Here is a 17096-nt window from a genome sequence, read left to right as displayed (position 1 = left end):
GTCAGGCTCCGGCGAGCGCGTCGACGACGCCGTCCGCCGTCGCCGTGTCCGTCGCGTAGAAGTCGGGCTTCGCGGTGGCGTACGTGACCTGCTCGAGCGCACCCGACTGCTGGGCGCGGACCGCGACCTCGGCCACGACGGACGCCGTGTAGCCGTCCCAGGCGCTCGGGCCGTCGATCCCACCGGTGCGCGCGGCGTCGACCCAGCGCTGGACCTCCTCGTCGTAGGCCGCGCCGAACCGCTCGACGAACGACGGCGTGACGCCCTGGCCGGAGACGCCGGCGGACACGACGTTCATCGCGGTCTCGCGGCCGATGTACGCGACGCCCGACTCGAACACGGCGTCGGTCGTGACCTGGTAGCCGAACTGCGCGTTGACGTTGATCTCGACGATCGCCATCGTGCCCGACTCCGTGGTGAACAGCACGAACTGCGGCTCGGGGAGGTCCGCCGGAGCGAGTGAGTTCTTCCGCGGCTTCTTCACCTCGACGGACACGATCGGCTCGCCGGTGAGGAACGGGATGATGTCGATCTCGTGGATCACGGAGTCGTGGATGAGCATCGACTCGCTGAAGTTCGGCGGCGTCGTCGGGTTCCGGTGCGCGTGGTGCAGGGCGAGCAGGGCGCCGTTCGCCCCGGACTCGCGGAGGGCCTTGAGCTCCTGGTAGCCCTTGTCGAACCGACGCATGAACCCGACCTGGATCCGCGGGCGGTCGGACCGCGCCTGCTCGAGCTCGACGATGCGGAGGGAGTCCTCGGCGCTCGTGGTGAGGGGCTTCTCGCACAGCACGGCGAGCCCGCGCTCGATGGCCGGGACGAGGACCGGCTCGTGCAGGAAGCCCGGCGTCGCGACGATGACCGCGTCGATCGGTGTGGCGTCGAGGGCGTCCTCGAACGACGCGGCGGTGATCGCGCCGGGTGCCTTCTCGGCAGCGGCCGTGGCGCGCGCCGTGTCCGGGTCGACGATGGCGACGACGTCGGCGCCGGCGATGGTGGACGTGATGCGACGCACGTGGTCGCTGCCCATCGCGCCGGCACCGACGACGGCGACGCGGAGGTTCTCGGTGGTGCTCATGGGGTTCTCCTGGTTGGACGACTGGTGGTGGACGGCGCTGCTACGAGACCCGGGCGGCCGAGGTCGACCCGAAGATGTGCTGGAAGGTCCGCTCGGCGATGGGGCCCGGGGCATCGACGGAGCAGCCGTACATGTCCTGCTCGACGATCCCGAAGACGTCGGGGTTGATCTTCGCGACGGCCTCGATGATCGGCGCGAGCTCGGGCGTCCCGTGCGGCGGCTCGGTCATGATCCCCTGCGCGACCGCGGTGGCGAACGGCACGTCGTTCTTGAGCACGTCGAAGAGCAGTTCGGTGTCGACCTGCTTGAGGTGCAGGTAGCCGATGCGCTCCGGGTGCTCGGCGATCATGCGGAGGTTGTCGCCGCCGTAGTAGGCGAAGTGCCCGGTGTCGAGGCAGAGGTTCGTGTACCGCGGGTCGGTGACCTCGAGGAAGCGGACGGTCTCGCGGTACGTGCCGACGTGGCTGTCCGCGTGGGTGTGGAACTGCTGGTGGACGCCGTACTCCTCGAGCAGCGCCTTGCCGAGCTGGTCGTGCCCCTTGCCGAGGCGCTCCCACTGCTCGTCGGTCAGCGTGCGGGACTCGAGGACCTCCTCGGTGGCGTCGGAACGCCAGAGGTCCGGGATCGTGACGAGGTGCTCGGCGCCGAGCTTCGACGCGAGGCCTGCGACCGCGACCGCCTGGTCCCACGCCCGCTGGAACTGGTCGTCGCCCTTGTGGAAGCCGGTGAAGACCGTGCCCGCCGAGAGCTTGAGCCCGCGGGACTCGAGCTCGTCGGAGAGCTGCGACGGATCGGTCGGCAGGTACCCGTAGGGGCCGAGCTCGATCCACTCGTACCCGGCGGCGGCGGCCTCGTCGAGGAAGCGCTGCCACGGCACCTGCTTCGGGTCGTCGGGGAACCAGACGCCCCAGGAGTCCGGGGCGGTGCCGATGCGGATGGCGTCGGTGGCGGTGGCGGTGTCGGTCATGACGTCGTCGTCCTTCGTGGGTGGAGGGTGGTTCAGCCGAGGAGGGGCCGCTGGGCAGCGACCTGCTGCTCGTACTCGGTGCGGGCCTGCTGCGTGCTCGGGAGGGTCGAGGTCTGGGCGACCGGGACGTCCCACCAGCCGTCGCCCTCGGGGGCGTAGACGAGCGGGTCGGAGTGCACGTGCACGAGGGTGGTGTGGTCGTTCGCCTTCGCCTGGCGGACCGCTGCCGTGAGGTCGGCGACCGCGTCCGGCCCGGGCTGGACCTCGATCACGTCGACGCCGTACGAGCGGGCGTTCGCCGCGAGGTCGACGGGCAGCACCGCGTCGTTCTCGAACGAGCCGGTCTCGTCCAGGTAGCGGTACTTCGTGCCGTACCGCTCGGACCCCACGGTCTCGGACAGGTGCCCGATCGACGCGTACCCGTTGTTCTGGATGAGGACGACGACGATCTTGATGCCCTCGGCGACCGCGGTGACGAGTTCGGTGTGGAGCATGAGGTACGAGCCGTCGCCGACCATGACGATGGCGTCGCGGTCCGGGGCACCACGGCGCACGCCGATGCCGCCGGCGATCTCGTAGCCCATGCACGAGAACGCGTACTCGACGTGGTAGCCGAGGGCGTCCCGCACCCGCCAGAGCTTGTGGAGGTCGCCCGGCAGCGAACCGGCGGCCTGGATGACGACGTCGCGGGGGTCGGTCGCGGCCTGCACGGCGCCGATGATCTCCGACTGCCCGGGCAGCGCGAGCCCGGACGGCGCGAAGGCGGCGTCGACCACGGCGTCCCACTCCTGCTTCCGCTGCGCGATCTCGGCCGCGTAGCCGGCGTCGACGGCGTACGACGAGTCGGTCGTGAGCGACGCGGTCAAGGCGACCAGTGCCTCCCGGGCGTCCGCGATCAGCGGCAGCTGCGTGCCGTGCTTGTAGGCGTCGAACGCAGCGACGTTGACGTTGACGAAGGTCACGTCGGGGTTCTGGAACGCCGTCCGCGACGCCGTCGTGAAGTCGCTGTACCGCGTGCCGATGCCGATCACCACGTCGGCCTGTGCGGCGATCGCGTTCGCGGCCGCGGTGCCCGTCGCGCCGACCCCGCCGAGGTACTGCGGGTGGTCCCAGACCAGGGAGCCGCCGCCGGCCTGCGAGGTCCCGACGGGGATCCCGGTCGCCTCGACGAAGGCGGCGAGCTGCTCCGACGCGTCGGAGTACAGCACGCCGCCACCGGCGACGATGACCGGACGCTTCGCCGCACGGATCGCCGCCACCGCACGAGCCAGGGGGCCGTGCTCCGGCAGCGGGCGACGGATGTGCCACTCGCGCGGCTGCAGGAACGACACCGGGACGTCGAGGGCCTCGGCCTGCACGTCCTCCGGCAGGGCGATCGTCACGGCGCCGGTCTCGGCCGGGTCGGTCAGGACGCGCATCGCGGCGAGGGCGATCGAGAACAGCTGCTCGGGCCGCTCGACGCGGTCGAAGAAGCGCGACAGGGGCCGGAACGCGTCGGTCACCTGCAACGAGGTGTCGTGCGGCATCTCGATCTGCTGCAGGACCGGGTCGGTGGTCCGGGTCGCGAAGGTGTCGGACGGCAGCAGCAGCGCCGGGAGCCGGTTCGTCGTCGCGAGGGCGGCGGCGGTCAGCATGTTCGCGGCGCCCGGGCCGACGGACGCCGTCGACGCGAAGGTCGCACGGCGGCGGTGCATGCGCGCGAAGCCGACGGCCTCGTGCACCATCGCCTGCTCGTTGCGGGCCTGGTGGTAGGGCAGCAGGCCCGGCTGCTCGACGTGGAGCTGCTTGATGGCCTGCCCGAGCCCGGCGACGTTGCCGTGCCCGAAGATGCCGAAGATCCCCGGGATGGTGCGTTCACGGTGGTCGCCGTCGACGGTCCACTGGTTCGCCAGGAACTCGACGAGTGCCTGGCCGACGGTCATCCGACGGGTCTGCGCCGGGCCGGTGTGCTGGCTCATCGGGAGGACTCCTTCTCGTAGGGCAGGCGGGGGTCGAGCTGCTCGCTCGCCCACGCTTGACGGACCCAGCCGTGGGCCGGGTCGTCGGTGATGTTCCAGACGCGCTCCGGGTCGGGCCCGGCCATCACGTTGAGGTAGTACATGTCGTAGCCGGGGGCGGCGACGGCGGGGCCGTGCCACCCGTAGGGCACGAGCGCGATGTCGCCCGTGCGGACCTGCCGGAACTCGTCGATCGCGCGGTCGTCCGAGGCGTACGTCCGGTGCAGCGCGAAGGGGTCCGCGGCCTCCGGGGCGATGTCCGCTACCCCGCGGGACACCGCGGCCTCGTAGTAGTAGATCTCCTCGAGGTTCGACTCCGCGCCGGGCACGGTGGTGTCGTGCTTGTGGGGCGGGTAGGACGACCAGTTCCCGGCCGGGGTGATGACCTCGCACACGATGAACTTGACCGCGTCGAGCGCCGCCGGGGTGCCGAAGTTGTGCACCTGTCGACTCGACTGGCCGGCACCGCGGAGCTCCACCGGGACGTCCCGACGGGCGATGTACGTGCTCGGCTCGACCGTTTCGGTCGGTGCTTCGGCCACGGCGACACGACCGGTGCCGGTGATCGTCGCTGCGGTCCCGGACCCGACGTACAGGACGTCCGTCGGCCCCTCGAAGACGCTGGCGCGTCCCTCGAGGACCTGCGTCGTGTCGTCGTACGCCACGGTGAAGCTGCCGGCGAGCGGGACGACCAGGCGTTCCACGGCGTCGGCCGGGAGACGCAGCTCGCCCCCGTCACGGAGGGTGCCGGTCCGGAGACCGGTGTGCGCCCACCCCGCGACACGTGCGTCCACCACGTCCGTCCAGCCCGCCTCGGGGCGGGAGCCGGCGGGGATGAACCAGTTGTCGTTCGTCATCGGGTGCGTCAGCCGTTCGACGGGAAGCCGAGGTTGATGCCGCCGTGCGAGGGGTCGAGCCACCGTGAGGTGATGGCCTTCTGGCGGGTGAAGAAGCTCACGCCGTCGGCGCCGTACGCCTTGTGGTCGCCGAACAGCGAGTTCTTCCAGCCGCCGAACGAGTAGTACGCGACCGGCACCGGGATCGGCACGTTGATGCCGATCATGCCGACCTGCACGTCGCGCTGGAACCGACGAGCGGCGCCGCCGTCGTTGGTGAAGATCGCGGTGCCGTTGCCGAACGCGCCCGAGTTGATGAGCTCCAGGCCCTCTTCGTACGAAGCGACGCGGACCACGCTCAGCACCGGGCCGAAGATCTCCTCCGTGTAGACCCGGCTCGTCGTCGGCACCCGGTCGATGAGCGTCGGGCCGAGCCAGAAGCCGTTCTCGTCGCCGTCGGGTCGGACGGTGCGGCCGTCCACCACAACCACCGCACCGTCCTGCTCTGCGACCTCGATGTACGAGGCGACCTTGTCGCGGTGCTGCTCCGTGACGAGCGGGCCCATGTCGCAGCCGCGACGCCCGTCACCGATGCGCAGCGTCGCCGCACGTTCCGTGATCTTCTCGATGAGCTCGTCCGCCACGGGCTCGACGGCGACGACGACCGAGATCGCCATGCAACGCTCACCCGCGGAACCGAAGCCCGCGTTGATCGCGTTGTCCGCGACGAGGTCGAGGTCGGCGTCCGGCAGCACCAGCATGTGGTTCTTCGCACCGCCGAGGGCCTGCACCCGCTTGCCGTGCTTCGTGCCGGTCTCGTAGACGTACTGCGCGATCGGGGTGGACCCGACGAACGAGATCGACTCGACGTCGGGGCTGGTGAGCAGCCCGTCGACGGAGAGCTTGTCGCCGTTCAGCACGTTGAACACGCCGTCCGGTAGTCCCGCCTCCTTGAACTTCGACGCCAGCCAGATCGCGGCCGACGGGTCCTTCTCGGACGGCTTCAGCACCACGGTGTTGCCGGCCGCGATCGCGATCGGCAGGAACCACAGCGGCACCATCGCCGGGAAGTTGAACGGCGAGATGATGCCCACGACACCGAGCGGCTGGCGGATCGAGTACACGTCGATGCCCGTCGACACCTGGTCGGAGAACTCACCCTTCATCAGGCTCGGGATGTTCGTGGCGAGCTCGACGACCTCTTGCCCGCGTGCGATCTCACCGAGCGCGTCGTCGATGACCTTGCCGTGCTCGCTCGTGATGATCTCGGCGAGCTCGGCCTTGTCGCGGTTCAGCACCTCGCGGAACGCGAACAGGATCTGCTGCCGCTTCGACAGGGACAGGTTGCTCCACGCGGGGAACGCAGCCTTCGCGCTCGCGATCGCGGCCTGGATCTCGGACTCGTCGGCCAGGGCGACCTGCTTGGTCGCGACACCCAGCGCCGGGTCGAACACGGGAGCGGTGTTGCCGGACGCGGAGACGACGTGCGCGCCGTCGATCCAGTGCCCGACCGTGGTGGTGGTCTGCTCCGTGGTGGTCATGCGTTGCTTCCTTCCGGGATGGACGAGTCCATGGTGGTGGCGTCGGCGAGCCGCGTGTCGCGGTCGCGAGGATCTGTGGACGACCCGACCCGGGCCTCCAGGCTGTGGACGGACGGCGAGGCGACGCCTGCCGTCGCGTCCGCGCTGTGGACGAGTCCGGCGGCCACGTCGACGGCGGCGGCCACGTCGCCGTCCGGCGGGTAGAGCAGGGTCCGTCCGACGACGAGTCCACGCACGCCCGGCAGGGCGAGGGCGTCGGCCCATGTGCGGTAGGTCGCTTCGGGGCTGCCCGACGGGTCACCGCCGAGCAGCAGCGTCGGGAGGGTCGTGGCGGCCATGACCCGTTCCATGTCGTCGACGACGGGGATCTTCAGCCAGCTGTACGCGCTGGACTCACCGAGGCCGGCCGCGATGGCCATCGACGTGATGACGGCGTCGGCCGTGAGGTCGTTGACGACCTTCCCGTCCCGCCACGAGGACATGAACGGCTCGAGCATGATCGGCAGCCGGAGTGCGGCCGCCTCGCTCACTGCCCGGGCGGTGGCCTCGAGGGTCGGTGCGGTGCCGGCGTCCTCGAGGGCGATCCGGACGAGCAGCTTCGCGAAGTCGAGCCCGTCGTCCTTGATGGCGCGTGCCGAGTAGGCGGTGTAGCGGTCGTCCATCTCGAACGTCGCCCCGCGCAGGCCGCCGCGGTTCATGGACCCGACCACGACCTTGTCGTCGAGCGCGCCGAGGAGCGCGAGGTCCTCGATGATGTCGGGCGTCCCGAGCACCCCGTCGACACCGGGTCGGCCGAGTGCGACGACCAGTCGTTCGAGGAGGTCGTACCGGTCGGCCATCGCAGAGGCGTCGTCGCGGACGGCGAGGGCACCGCGGGCGGGGTGGTCGGCGGCGACGACGAACAGCTTGCCGTCCTCGGCGAGCAGGTCGCGCTTCCGACGGGCGTGCAACGTCTGCTGGACGACGTCGGGCTGTGCGGCGCGGACGTCGCGCAGGCGCTGGAAGTCAGCGGTGGTGAGCTCAGGCATCGGCCGTCTCCTCGGTGTGCGACGCGGTGGTCTGCGACGCGGTGGCCTGCGACGCGCTGCTGTGTGTGGTGCTCGCGGCCGGGTTGGACGCGATGAACTGCTCGATCTCGTCACTCGTCGGCATCGCGGTCGAGCACTCGAACCGGGTGGCGACGATCGCGCCGGCGGCGTTCGCGAACGCGAGGATCCGCCCGAGGTCCCAGCCCTCGAGCAGGCCGTGGGTGAGCGCGCCGCCGAAGCCGTCGCCGGAGCCGAGGCCGTTGACGACGTCGATCGTGTGCGGGCGGAACTCGACGAACTCGTCGCGGGTCTTCGCGAGGACGCCCTTCGGACCCTGCTTCACGATGGCGATCTCCACGCCCCGCTCGAGCAGCGCATCGGCGGCGCGGACCGGGTCGGTCTCCCCGACCGCGACCTCGCACTCCTCGCGGTTGCCGACCGCGACGGTCGCGTGTTCGAGTGCCACGGCGACCTCGCGCGTGGCGGCCTCGGGCGACGACCAGAACATCGGCCGGTAGTCGAGGTCGAGCACGGTGTGCTGCTTCGTCCCGCTCGTGGACGCGCTCCGCGCCGCGAGCGCGACGTGGTGGGCGTGCCGGCTCGGCTCCTCGCTGAGACCCGTGACGGTCGTCCAGAAGATCCGGGCCCGCTCGATCTCGTGCAGGGGCAGCGACTTCGCGGTGATCATGAGGTCCGGTGCCTTGGGCGCCCGGTAGAAGTACAGCGGGAAGTCGTCCGGCGGGAAGATCTCGCAGAACGCGACGGGGGTGTTCAGCCCGTCCACGGTCTCGACGAAGTCGTTCGCGACGCCGAACTCCGGCAGGGTGCGGGCGATGTAGCGGCCGAACGGGTCGTTGCCCGTGCGGGTGATCACGGCGGTGTCAGCGCCGTGGCGGGCCGCGGCGATCGCGACGTTCGTCGCGCTCCCGCCGACGGACTTCGAGAAGGTGGTGACGTCCTCGAGCGGACCGGTCTGCTGCGGGTAGACGTCGACGCTCACGCGTCCCATCGTGATCACGTCGTAGGCGTGCGGTGCTTCGTTCGTCATGCGACGGGATGGACCTTCCGTGCGGCTTCATCGGCGGACGATCACGACTGTACACCTCGTTTGCCCTAATGTCATTACATGGTTGGCTCGGCGCCGCATCGGGGTGCGACACGGCCTGGAGGCGCGGTGTCGGTGGCTCCTGCCAGGGTCGCGTCATGCAGATCCTCGCCCTGGTCATCGGCCTCGTCATCGGCCTGGCCGTCGGTGCCGTCCTCGCCTGGGCGCTCGCCCGCTCGCGCGCCGGTGTCGACGCCGCCGCCGCGCACGCCACAGCGGACGCGCTGCGCGCGCAGCTCGACACCGTCCGCGCGGACGCCGAGGAACGCCTCGACGCGCAGGACGCGCAGTACCGCCGGCAGGTCGACTCGCTCGAGCGCCGGGCGGCGGAGCTCGAGCACCTCGTACAGCGGATGCACGGCGCCGATGCGGCACGGAACCAGAACGAGTCGAAGGTCCTCTCCGCGCTGAGCCCGGTCGCGCAGACCCTCGACGTCATGCGCGCCAAGATCGCCGAGCTCGAACAGTCGCGGAGCGAGCAGTACGGCGTGCTCTCCGCGCAGCTGCGGTCAGCAGCGGAGTCCGAGGAACGTCTGCGCGCCACCGCGGACACGCTCGCGAGCGCACTGTCCTCGAACAGCACGCGGGGCGTCTGGGGCGAGACGCAGCTCCGCAACGTGGTCGAAGCCGCCGGGCTCCTCGAACGGGTCGACTTCGACGTGCAGTCCTCCGTGACGACGTCCGCCGGGTCCGCGCGACCGGACATGGTCGTGCACCTGCCCGGCGGCAAGACCATCGCCGTCGACGCGAAGGTGCCGTTCAGCGCCTACCTGCAGGCAGCCGAGATCCCCGCGACCGCCACCGGGGCGGAGGGCGCCCGGCGCGACCGGCTCCTGCAGCAGCACGTGCGGGCGCTGCGGGCGCACGTGGACGCCCTCGCGGCGCGGGAGTACTGGTCCGGGTACGACGCCTCACCCGAGCTGACCGTGGCGTTCATCCCGTCGGAGTCGCTCATCGCCAGTGCGCTCGCGGCGGACCCGGGGCTGCTCGACCACGCCTTCCGGAGGCGGGTCGCGCTGGCCTCCCCCGTGACGCTGTGGTCGGTCCTCAAGACCGTGGCGTTCTCGTGGCAGCAAGACGTCGTCACGGCCGAGGCCCGCGAGCTCTTCCGTGTCTCGCGGGAGCTCTACGGACGCCTGTCGACGCTCGCCGGGCACGTGGACAAGCTCGGTCGGGCCATCCGCGGCACCGTCGTCGACTACAACCGCTTCGTGGGGTCGCTCGAACGGCAGGTGCTGCCGAGTGCCCGACGGTTGTCCCTGCTCGACGAGTCGAAGGTCATCGCCGACCCCGCCTCGATCGACGACGAGCCGCGGTTGCTCACGGCGCCGGAGCTGGTCGGGGCGCTCGACGAGGACTGACCCGCACGCCGCACAACCACGATCCGTCCGAACCACGCGGGAACATGGCTCGGACGGACTGTGGTCGTGCGAACGTGAATCGCACCGCACCGCACCGCACCGCACGGTGCGGTGCGTCCGCGGCCTCAGCGGATCAGAACCACTTCTCGGCGCGGTGGTCGGCCTGGATGCGGCGGATCGTGTTCGAGCGGCTGCGGAGCACGAGCGAGTCGGTGTGGATCACACCCCGCGAACGACGGACCCCGTCGACGAGCACGCCGTCGGTCACACCCGTGGCGACGAAGAACGTGTTGTCACCCGTGACGAGGTCGTCCTGGTCGAGGACCTTGTCGAGGTCGTGCCCGGCAGCGATCGCCTGCTCACGCTCCTCGTCGTCCTTCGGCTGCAGCTTGCCGAGGATCACCCCGCCGAGCGCCTTGATCGCGCACGCGGTGATGATGCCCTCCGGGGTGCCGCCGACACCGACGCACATGTCGATCTTCGACCCCGGCAGCGCCGCCGAGATCCCGCCGGCGACGTCACCGTCCAGCAGCAGGCGCGTGCCGGCACCCGTCGCGCGGATCGCGCGGATGAGCTCGTCGTGGCGCGGACGGTCGAGGACCGCGATCTGCATGTCCTCGATGTCCTTGTGCTTCGCCTTCGCGAGCGCCCGGATGTTCTCCCCGATCGGCTTCTCCAGGTCGAGGACCCCACGCCCCTCCGGCCCGGCAGCGATCTTGTCCATGTAGAACACGGCGCTGGGGTCGTACATCGACCCGCGGTCCGAGACGGCCATCACGCTGATCGCGTTCTGCCGGCCCGCAGCGGTCAGCGAGGTGCCGTCGATCGGGTCGACCGCGATGTCGCACGCCGGGCCGTGGCCGTTGCCGACGTGCTCGCCGTTGTAGAGCATCGGGGCGTTGTCCTTCTCGCCCTCACCGATCACGACGACACCGTCGAAGTTCACCGTGCCGAGGAACTTCCGCATCGCGTCCACCGCGGCACCGTCCGCGAGGTTCTTCTCACCCCGGCCGACCCACGGCTGCGCACGGATCGCGGCGGCCTCCGTCGCACGCACGAGCTCGAGCGCCAGGTTGCGGTCGGGCTGGAGGAACAGGGAACCGGTCTCAGTCGTGGGAGTCACAGCGCCCAGCGTACCGACGGCCAGCCGCGAGGCGGGCCGGTCGCGAGCGCCGTGAACGCATGTGCAGCACCGACGAAAGCGGCGCGCGTAACCCGCACCGCGCCTCTCCCACCGGACACGGCCGGACCGCCGCTGGCGCGTCGCTCCGGAACCGGCCGGCAGGGCCCAGTCCGGCTGACTAGGCTCAGCGAGGACACCACCACGTCGAAGGAGATCGCAGTGCCCATCGCAACGCCGGAACAGTACGCCGAGATGCTCGAACGAGCGAAGGCCGGCAAGTTCGCCTACCCCGCGGTCAACGTCTCGTCGTCCCAGACGATCAACGCGGTCCTCCAGGGGCTCCAGGAGGCCGGCTCCGACGGCATCCTCCAGGTCACCACCGGTGGTGCGGACTACTTCGCGGGCCACACGGTCAAGAACCGTGCCGCCGGAGCCCTCGCGATGGCGAAGTTCGCCCACGAGGTCGCGAAGAACTACGACATCACGGTCGCCCTCCACACCGACCACTGCCCGAAGGACGCCCTCGACGGCTTCGTCCTCCCCCTCATTGCCGCGAGCGAGGAGGAGGTCCGTCAGGGCCGCAACCCGATCTTCCAGTCGCACATGTGGGACGGCTCCGCGGTGCCGCTCGACGAGAACATCGAGATCGCGAAGACGATGATCGCGAAGACGCGGAACATCAACGCCATCCTCGAGGTCGAGATCGGCGTCGTCGGCGGCGAGGAGGACGGCGTCCAGCACGAGGGCACGAACGACGCGCTCTACACGACCCCGAACGACGTCGAGAAGGTCGTCGACGCGCTCGGCCTCGGCGACCAGGGTCGCTGGATCGCCGCGCTGACCTTCGGCAACGTGCACGGCGTCTACAAGCCCGGCAACGTCAAGCTCCGTCCGGAACTCCTCGGCGAGATCCAGGCCTCCGTCGCCGAGAAGCACGGCACCGGCGAGAACCCGCTCGACCTCGTCTTCCACGGTGGCTCGGGCTCGACCGACGACGAGATCCACGAGGCCGTCCGCAACGGCGTCATCAAGATGAACATCGACACCGACACGCAGTACGCGTTCACGCGCTCGATCGCCGACTCGATGTTCCGCAACTACGACGGTGTCCTGAAGATCGACGGCGAGGTCGGCAACAAGAAGCAGTACGACCCGCGCGCCTGGGGCAAGGTCGCCGAGACCGCCATGGCCGCCCGCGTGGGCGAGGCCGCGAAGGTCCTCGGCTCGGCCGGCCACACCAAGGGCTGATCCGGCAGGCAGCAGCCGGGAGGCACGGGGCGCGTCCGACGGACGCGCCCCGTGCTGCGTCCGGTCGCCCCTGGCCGCGGTGGGCGACGCCGCGTGCCACGATGGGGAGCGTGACCGCCGACGCCATCGCCTCCGAGTTCGCCCAGTACGTCACCGAGTCCCCCACCGCGTTCCACGCGGCGGCGGTGGCGCGGGACCGACTCGTGGAGGCCGGCTTCACCGAGCTGTCCGAGCTCGACGCCTGGCCGACCGCTCCCGGCGCGTACGTCGTCGTCCGTGACGGCGCGGTGATCGCCTGGCGGCTGCCGGAGGGCGCGACCGCGACGATGCCGTTCCGGATCCTGGGCGCGCACACCGACTCGCCGACGTTCCGGGTGAAGCCGAACCCCGCGGTGCGGACGCTCGGCTGGGAGCAGCTGAACGTCGAGGTCTACGGCGGCGCCCTGCTCTCCACGTGGTTCGACCGCGACCTCGCGATCGCCGGCCGGGTGGTCGACGCCGACGGCACCGTGCGGCTCGTCGCGACCGGCGCCGTCGCCCGCATCCCGAACCTCGCGATCCACCTCGACCGTGGTGTGAACGACGGCAAGGAGATCGACCGGCAGCGGCACACGATCCCGGTGGTCGGCGTCGGTGGCGACGTCGGCGGGACCGACGTGCTCGCGTGGCTGCGTGACCAGGTCGGCGACGAAGCCGTGTCGTGGGACCTCTTCCTCGCGGACACGCAGGCGCCCGCCCGGATCGGCATCGACCAGGAGTTCCTGGCGTCCGGCCGGATGGACAACCTCACCAGCGTGCACGCCGGACTGCTCGGCGTCATCGCTGCTCCGTCCGACGCCGAGCACATCCCGGTGGTCGCCGCGTTCGACCACGAGGAGATCGGCTCCTCGACGCCGTCGGGTGCCGGTGGGCCGTTCCTCGAGGACGTCCTCGGCCGCGTGCAGGAGGGCCTCGGGGCGACCCGGTCCGAAGCCGCGCGGGCGTTCCGCGCGTCGTGGCTGCTCTCGAGCGACGCCGGGCACCTCGTGCACCCGAACCAGCCGGAGAAGCACGACCCGACGAACCGACCGCGGCCGGGCGGGGGCCCGCTCCTGAAGATCAGCGCGAACCAGCGCTACATGACGGAGGCGAAGGGCGAGGCCGTGTTCGCGGCGGCGTGCGACCAGGCCGGTGTCGAGTACCAGCCGTTCGTCAACGTCAACACGATCCCGGGTGGCTCGACCATCGGGCCGATCGCGGCGACCCGACTCGGGATCCCGACGATCGACATCGGCGTCGGGCTGCTGTCGATGCACTCGGTGCGCGAGCTCGTGCACGTCGACGACCTCGCCGCGCTGCACGGGGCGGTCGCCGCCTTCCTCGCGGGCTGAGCGCGGTCGCCGTCTTCCTCGCGAGCTGAGCGCGGTCGCCGCCTTCCTCGCGAGCTGAGCGCGGTCGCCGCCTTCCTCGCGAGCTGAGCGCGGTCGCCGTCTTCCTCGCGGGCTGTGCAGGAGGGCCTGGCCGGGTCAGCCGCCGCTCGCCTGCCGCAGCATCGCGTCGACCATCCGTGGGTCCTGCATCAGCACCACGAAGAACGCGGTGACGCTGACGGCGGTCCACACCACCCCGCCGAGCAGGGGCACCCAGAACGTCCGCCGGCGCGCGCGGAGGCGGCGGACCGACCACCACACCGTCAGTGCGAAGAGCACGACCGCGGCGACCGCGATGACGACGGCCGCGGTGGTGAGCGCCGAGGGGTCCGAGAAGGTCGTGTACTGCCGCTCGAACGTCTGCCGGACCTGCGACGCCGTGGTGCCGACCCGCAGGGACCCGAGCACGTTCCACAACCCGAGGACGAGGAGCCCCACGGTGAGGCCGAAGTCGAGCGGCGACGCGCCGAACCGGCTGGTCGGCACGACGTCGGTCGCTCCCGGGGTGCCCGCGGGCGTGCCGGCCGAACGCCCGGTGCGGGGACGCCCATCAGTGGTCCGTCCGGGGCCCGCGGTGGCCTCGCGCGCCGCCTGCTCGCGGAGCGCACGGGACGCCGCCTCGCGCTCCTGACGTTCCTGCTCGACGAGGACCGGGTTCACCCACCCCTCGGGCGCGTACTCGCCGTACTGCGGAGCCGGTGTGCCGTGGGCGCGACCCGTTGCCGGGGCGGCGGCCGACGTGACGGGGCCGCGCCGTGCCTCCAGGCCGTCCCCGGGACTGCCGGCCGTCGACCCGCCCGCTGCCGACCGCCCGGCGGCCGGGTCGTGGGCCGGTGTCGAGGACCAGTCGCCGCTCATGCGCGCCGCCCGCCGAGCGCGCGGGTCGGCTGGCCGGCCGCATCCGTCCGGAGCTCCTTCGGGAGCGAGAACATGAGGTCCTCGTGGGCGGTGACGACCTCTTCGACGGCGCTGTACCCGGCGTCGGCGAGTTGCTCGAGCACCTCGGTCACGAGTTCCTCGGGCACGGACGCGCCGCTCGTCACGCCGACGGTGGCGACGCCGTCGAGCCAGTCCTGCCGGATCTCCTCGGCGTAGTCGATGCGGTGCGCGGCTGCGGCGCCGTGCTCGAGCGCGACCTCGACGAGGCGGACGCTGTTCGACGAGTTCGCGGACCCGACGACGATGACGAGGTCGGCTGCCGGGGCGACCTTCTTGATCGCGACCTGACGGTTCTGCGTGGCGTAGCAGATGTCGTCCGACGGGGGGTCCTGGATGGTGGGGAACCGCTCGCGGAGCAGCCGCACCGTCTCCATGGTCTCGTCGACGCTCAGCGTGGTCTGAGACAGCCAGACGAGGTTGTCGGGGTCGGACACCTCGAGCGCGGCGACGTCCTCCGGACCGTTCACGAGGATCGTGCGGTCGGGCGCGTGGCCCATCGTCCCCTCGACCTCTTCGTGCCCCTCGTGCCCGATGAGGACGATCGTGCGGTCGGCCTTGGCGAAGCGCGTGGCCTCGCGGTGGACCTTCGTGACGAGCGGGCACGTGGCGTCGATCGCGTGCAGGTCGCGGTCGGCGGCGCCGGCGACGACCGCCGGGGACACCCCGTGCGCGCTGAACACCACGTGGGCTCCGCGGGGGACCTCGGCGACGTCGTCGACGAACACCGCCCCGCGCTGCTCGAGCGTCGACACGACGTGGACGTTGTGGACGATCTGCTTCCGGACGTAGACGGGTTCGCCGTACTGCTCGAGGGCCTGCTCGACGGCGACCACCGCCCGGTCGACGCCGGCGCAGTACCCGCGCGGCGCGGCGAGCAGCACCTTCTTCGTCCCGGCGACCGGTTCGTCCCGCAGCCGCCCGCGCGTCGCGTGCACCCGCGGCGGGGCGAGGGGGACCGTGTGGCCGTTGGTGATCGTCACGTCCCCGATGATAGGTGAGCGGCACCCGCACGACCTGGGCACGACCACCCCTGTGGAGAACTCCCGCGCGGCGCGGTGCGACCGGCCGTGTCACCGGTCTGCGGCAGCATGGGTGTCCCGCGTTCGGAAGGAGCGACATGGCGATCGATCAGGGCCCGCCGACGGCCGACAACCCCTGGCCCGTCGCGCTGCTCGGCGCCAAGCTCCGCGACTGGATCGACCGTCTCGGCACCGCGTGGGTCGAGGGCGAGATCACGCAGTGGAACGTCGCCGGCGGCAACGTCTACGGCAAGCTCAAGGACGTCGAGGTCGACGCGACCGTGTCGTTCTCGATCTGGTCGAGCGTGCGCTCGCGCGTGCCGGCCGACCTCAAGCAGGGCGACCGGGTCGTCGCTGCCGTCAAGCCGAACTACTGGGTCAAGGGCGGCTCGCTCACGATGCAGGTCGTCGAGATGAAGCACGTCGGGCTCGGCGACCTCCTCGAACGGCTCGAACGGCTCCGTCGCACCCTCGCGGCGGAGGGGCTGTTCGACCCGTCGCGGAAGAAGCGGCTGCCGTTCCTCCCGCACCGGATCGGCCTCATCACCGGCAAGGACTCCGACGCCGAGAAGGACGTCAAGCGCAACGCGCAGCTGCGGTGGCCGCAGGTCGAGTTCCGCACGGTGCACACCGCGGTGCAGGGCGAACGGACCGTGGGCGAGGTCACGGCCGCCATCCTCGAGCTCGACGCGGACCCGACCGTCGACGTGATCGTCATCGCACGCGGCGGTGGCGACTTCCAGAACCTCCTCGGCTTCAGCGACGAGACGCTCGTGCGCGCAGCAGCGGCGGCCACCACACCGATCGTGTCGGCGATCGGGCACGAGGCCGACCGCCCGATCCTCGACGAGGTCGCCGACCTCCGCGCCTCGACACCGACCGACGCGGCGAAGCGGGTCGTGCCCGACGTCGCCGAGGAGCTCGCGAACGTCCGGCAGGCACGTGCTCGGCTCGGCCTCCGGCTCTCGCACACGCTCTCGGTCGAAGCGGACCGGATCGCGGCGCTCCGCTCGCGTCCGGCGCTCGCCTCGACCGCGTGGCTCGTCGACACCCGCGCGGAGGAGGTGGCACGCGACCTCTCCCGCGCGCGCGAACTCCTCGACCGCCGGCTCGAACGGTCCCACTCCGACGTCGGACACCTGACGGCCAGGCTCCGTGCACTGTCGCCGCGGGACACGCTCCGTCGCGGGTACGCGATCGTGCAGACGGCGGACGGCGGGGTGGTGCGCGCGTCGGAGGACCTCGACGGCGCGACTCCGGTCCACGTCACGCTCGGGGCCGGCACGGCCACCGGGACGCTCGAGCCGGACGGGCCGGGTCCGGACGGCGCGGTGTGACGACCGGGAGGCACCGGGCGCGTCCGCCTCGCAGCACCGGTCCTGCACAGGGCCGGTTCCGCGAGGGGCCTGCACAGGCTTGGGTCGGCGACGCCGCGTCGGTGGCTGCTC

Annotated in this window: 14 protein-coding genes; 4 read left to right on the top strand and 10 right to left on the bottom strand. The window is 71.4% G+C overall.

What is annotated here, in order from left to right:
* Window position 1: 1 nt before the first annotated feature.
* Genes ACRQ4C_RS04530 through iolC form a run of 7 tightly spaced genes read right to left on the bottom strand, consistent with a single transcriptional unit; the run spans window position 2 to window position 8492 of the window.
* Window positions 2–1075 (bottom strand): Gfo/Idh/MocA family protein, encoded by a 1074-nt coding sequence (locus tag ACRQ4C_RS04530; RefSeq protein WP_439690282.1) that lies wholly within the window; start codon window positions 1073–1075, stop codon window positions 2–4.
* Between the two features lie 40 nt (window positions 1076–1115).
* Window positions 1116–2042, bottom strand: coding sequence for a sugar phosphate isomerase/epimerase family protein (locus ACRQ4C_RS04525; RefSeq protein WP_290132566.1), 927 nt, complete (start codon window positions 2040–2042; stop codon window positions 1116–1118).
* A gap of 32 nt (window positions 2043–2074) precedes the next feature.
* Window positions 2075–4000: a 3D-(3,5/4)-trihydroxycyclohexane-1,2-dione acylhydrolase (decyclizing) gene (gene iolD, locus ACRQ4C_RS04520; RefSeq protein WP_290132567.1), complete on the bottom strand. Its 1926-nt coding sequence runs from the start codon at window positions 3998–4000 to the stop codon at window positions 2075–2077.
* Window positions 3997–4896 carry a 5-deoxy-glucuronate isomerase gene (gene iolB, locus ACRQ4C_RS04515; protein ID WP_439690281.1) on the bottom strand — a complete coding sequence of 300 codons (900 nt, stop codon included), beginning with the start codon at window positions 4894–4896 and terminating at the stop codon, window positions 3997–3999. Before iolB ends, iolD begins: the two co-directional genes overlap by 4 nt.
* 8 nt (window positions 4897–4904) lie before the next feature.
* Window positions 4905–6416, bottom strand: a complete 1512-nt coding sequence (locus ACRQ4C_RS04510) for a CoA-acylating methylmalonate-semialdehyde dehydrogenase (RefSeq protein ID WP_290132569.1) — start codon at window positions 6414–6416, stop codon at window positions 4905–4907.
* A complete protein-coding gene (locus tag ACRQ4C_RS04505; RefSeq protein WP_290132570.1) occupies window positions 6413–7444 on the bottom strand; it encodes a class I fructose-bisphosphate aldolase in 1032 nt (343 codons plus the stop codon). Before ACRQ4C_RS04505 ends, ACRQ4C_RS04510 begins: the two co-directional genes overlap by 4 nt.
* On the bottom strand, window positions 7437–8492 hold the full coding sequence (gene iolC, locus ACRQ4C_RS04500; protein WP_439690280.1) for a 5-dehydro-2-deoxygluconokinase: 1056 nt from the start codon (window positions 8490–8492) through the stop codon (window positions 7437–7439). Before iolC ends, ACRQ4C_RS04505 begins: the two co-directional genes overlap by 8 nt.
* A gap of 155 nt (window positions 8493–8647) precedes the next feature.
* Between iolC and ACRQ4C_RS04495 the strand changes: the two genes are divergently transcribed.
* On the top strand, window positions 8648–9910 hold the full coding sequence (locus ACRQ4C_RS04495) for a DNA recombination protein RmuC (RefSeq protein WP_439690279.1): 1263 nt from the start codon (window positions 8648–8650) through the stop codon (window positions 9908–9910).
* A 133-nt stretch (window positions 9911–10043) separates the two neighbouring features.
* Here ACRQ4C_RS04495 and glpX read toward each other — a convergent pair whose 3' ends face one another.
* Window positions 10044–11033 (bottom strand): class II fructose-bisphosphatase, encoded by a 990-nt coding sequence (gene glpX / locus ACRQ4C_RS04490; RefSeq protein WP_400410220.1) that lies wholly within the window; start codon window positions 11031–11033, stop codon window positions 10044–10046.
* 219 nt (window positions 11034–11252) lie between these two features.
* Between glpX and fbaA the strand changes: the two genes are divergently transcribed.
* Together fbaA and ACRQ4C_RS04480 are read left to right on the top strand one after the other, a co-directional pair.
* Window positions 11253–12281 carry a class II fructose-bisphosphate aldolase gene (fbaA, locus tag ACRQ4C_RS04485; RefSeq protein WP_290132574.1) on the top strand — a complete coding sequence of 343 codons (1029 nt, stop codon included), beginning with the start codon at window positions 11253–11255 and terminating at the stop codon, window positions 12279–12281.
* Window positions 12282–12391: 110 nt separating this feature from the next.
* Window positions 12392–13651: a M18 family aminopeptidase gene (locus ACRQ4C_RS04480; RefSeq protein ID WP_439690278.1), complete on the top strand. Its 1260-nt coding sequence runs from the start codon at window positions 12392–12394 to the stop codon at window positions 13649–13651.
* Between the two features lie 135 nt (window positions 13652–13786).
* Here the strand turns inward: ACRQ4C_RS04480 and ACRQ4C_RS04475 are convergent, their stop codons facing one another.
* Both ACRQ4C_RS04475 and ACRQ4C_RS04470 read right to left on the bottom strand, forming a co-directional pair.
* Window positions 13787–14548, bottom strand: a complete 762-nt coding sequence (locus ACRQ4C_RS04475) for a DUF6264 family protein (protein ID WP_290132576.1) — start codon at window positions 14546–14548, stop codon at window positions 13787–13789.
* Window positions 14545–15609, bottom strand: coding sequence for a 4-hydroxy-3-methylbut-2-enyl diphosphate reductase (locus tag ACRQ4C_RS04470; protein ID WP_439690277.1), 1065 nt, complete (start codon window positions 15607–15609; stop codon window positions 14545–14547). Before ACRQ4C_RS04470 ends, ACRQ4C_RS04475 begins: the two co-directional genes overlap by 4 nt.
* Before the next feature lie 137 nt (window positions 15610–15746).
* Between ACRQ4C_RS04470 and xseA the strand changes: the two genes are divergently transcribed.
* Window positions 15747–16985 carry an exodeoxyribonuclease VII large subunit gene (gene xseA / locus ACRQ4C_RS04465; protein ID WP_439690276.1) on the top strand — a complete coding sequence of 413 codons (1239 nt, stop codon included), beginning with the start codon at window positions 15747–15749 and terminating at the stop codon, window positions 16983–16985.
* Window positions 16986–17096: the final 111 nt, after the last annotated feature.

The organism is Curtobacterium sp. SP.BCp, from assembly GCF_051903255.1.
In the GTDB taxonomy this organism is placed as follows: Bacteria; Actinomycetota; Actinomycetes; order Actinomycetales; family Microbacteriaceae; genus Curtobacterium.
Note: the sequence above shows the minus strand (reverse complement) of the source record. Positions and strands in the feature narration are given on the sequence as shown.

Bases quoted from the DNA above. Each gene is read 5' to 3' on its own strand.
- ACRQ4C_RS04495 (WP_439690279.1), top strand. From the start codon at position 8,648: ATGCAGATCCTCGCCCTGGTCATCGGCCTCGTCATCGGCCTGGCCGTC.
- ACRQ4C_RS04510 (WP_290132569.1), bottom strand. From the start codon at position 6,416: ATGACCACCACGGAGCAGACCACCACCACGGTCGGGCACTGGATCGAC.
- iolC (WP_439690280.1), bottom strand. From the start codon at position 8,492: ATGACGAACGAAGCACCGCACGCCTACGACGTGATCACGATGGGACGC.
- iolD (WP_290132567.1), bottom strand. From the start codon at position 4,000: ATGAGCCAGCACACCGGCCCGGCGCAGACCCGTCGGATGACCGTCGGC.
- ACRQ4C_RS04525 (WP_290132566.1), bottom strand. From the start codon at position 2,042: ATGACCGACACCGCCACCGCCACCGACGCCATCCGCATCGGCACCGCC.
- xseA (WP_439690276.1), top strand. From the start codon at position 15,747: ATGGCGATCGATCAGGGCCCGCCGACGGCCGACAACCCCTGGCCCGTC.
- iolB (WP_439690281.1), bottom strand. From the start codon at position 4,896: ATGACGAACGACAACTGGTTCATCCCCGCCGGCTCCCGCCCCGAGGCG.
- ACRQ4C_RS04505 (WP_290132570.1), bottom strand. From the start codon at position 7,444: ATGCCTGAGCTCACCACCGCTGACTTCCAGCGCCTGCGCGACGTCCGC.
- ACRQ4C_RS04530 (WP_439690282.1), bottom strand. From the start codon at position 1,075: ATGAGCACCACCGAGAACCTCCGCGTCGCCGTCGTCGGTGCCGGCGCG.
- ACRQ4C_RS04475 (WP_290132576.1), bottom strand. From the start codon at position 14,548: ATGAGCGGCGACTGGTCCTCGACACCGGCCCACGACCCGGCCGCCGGG.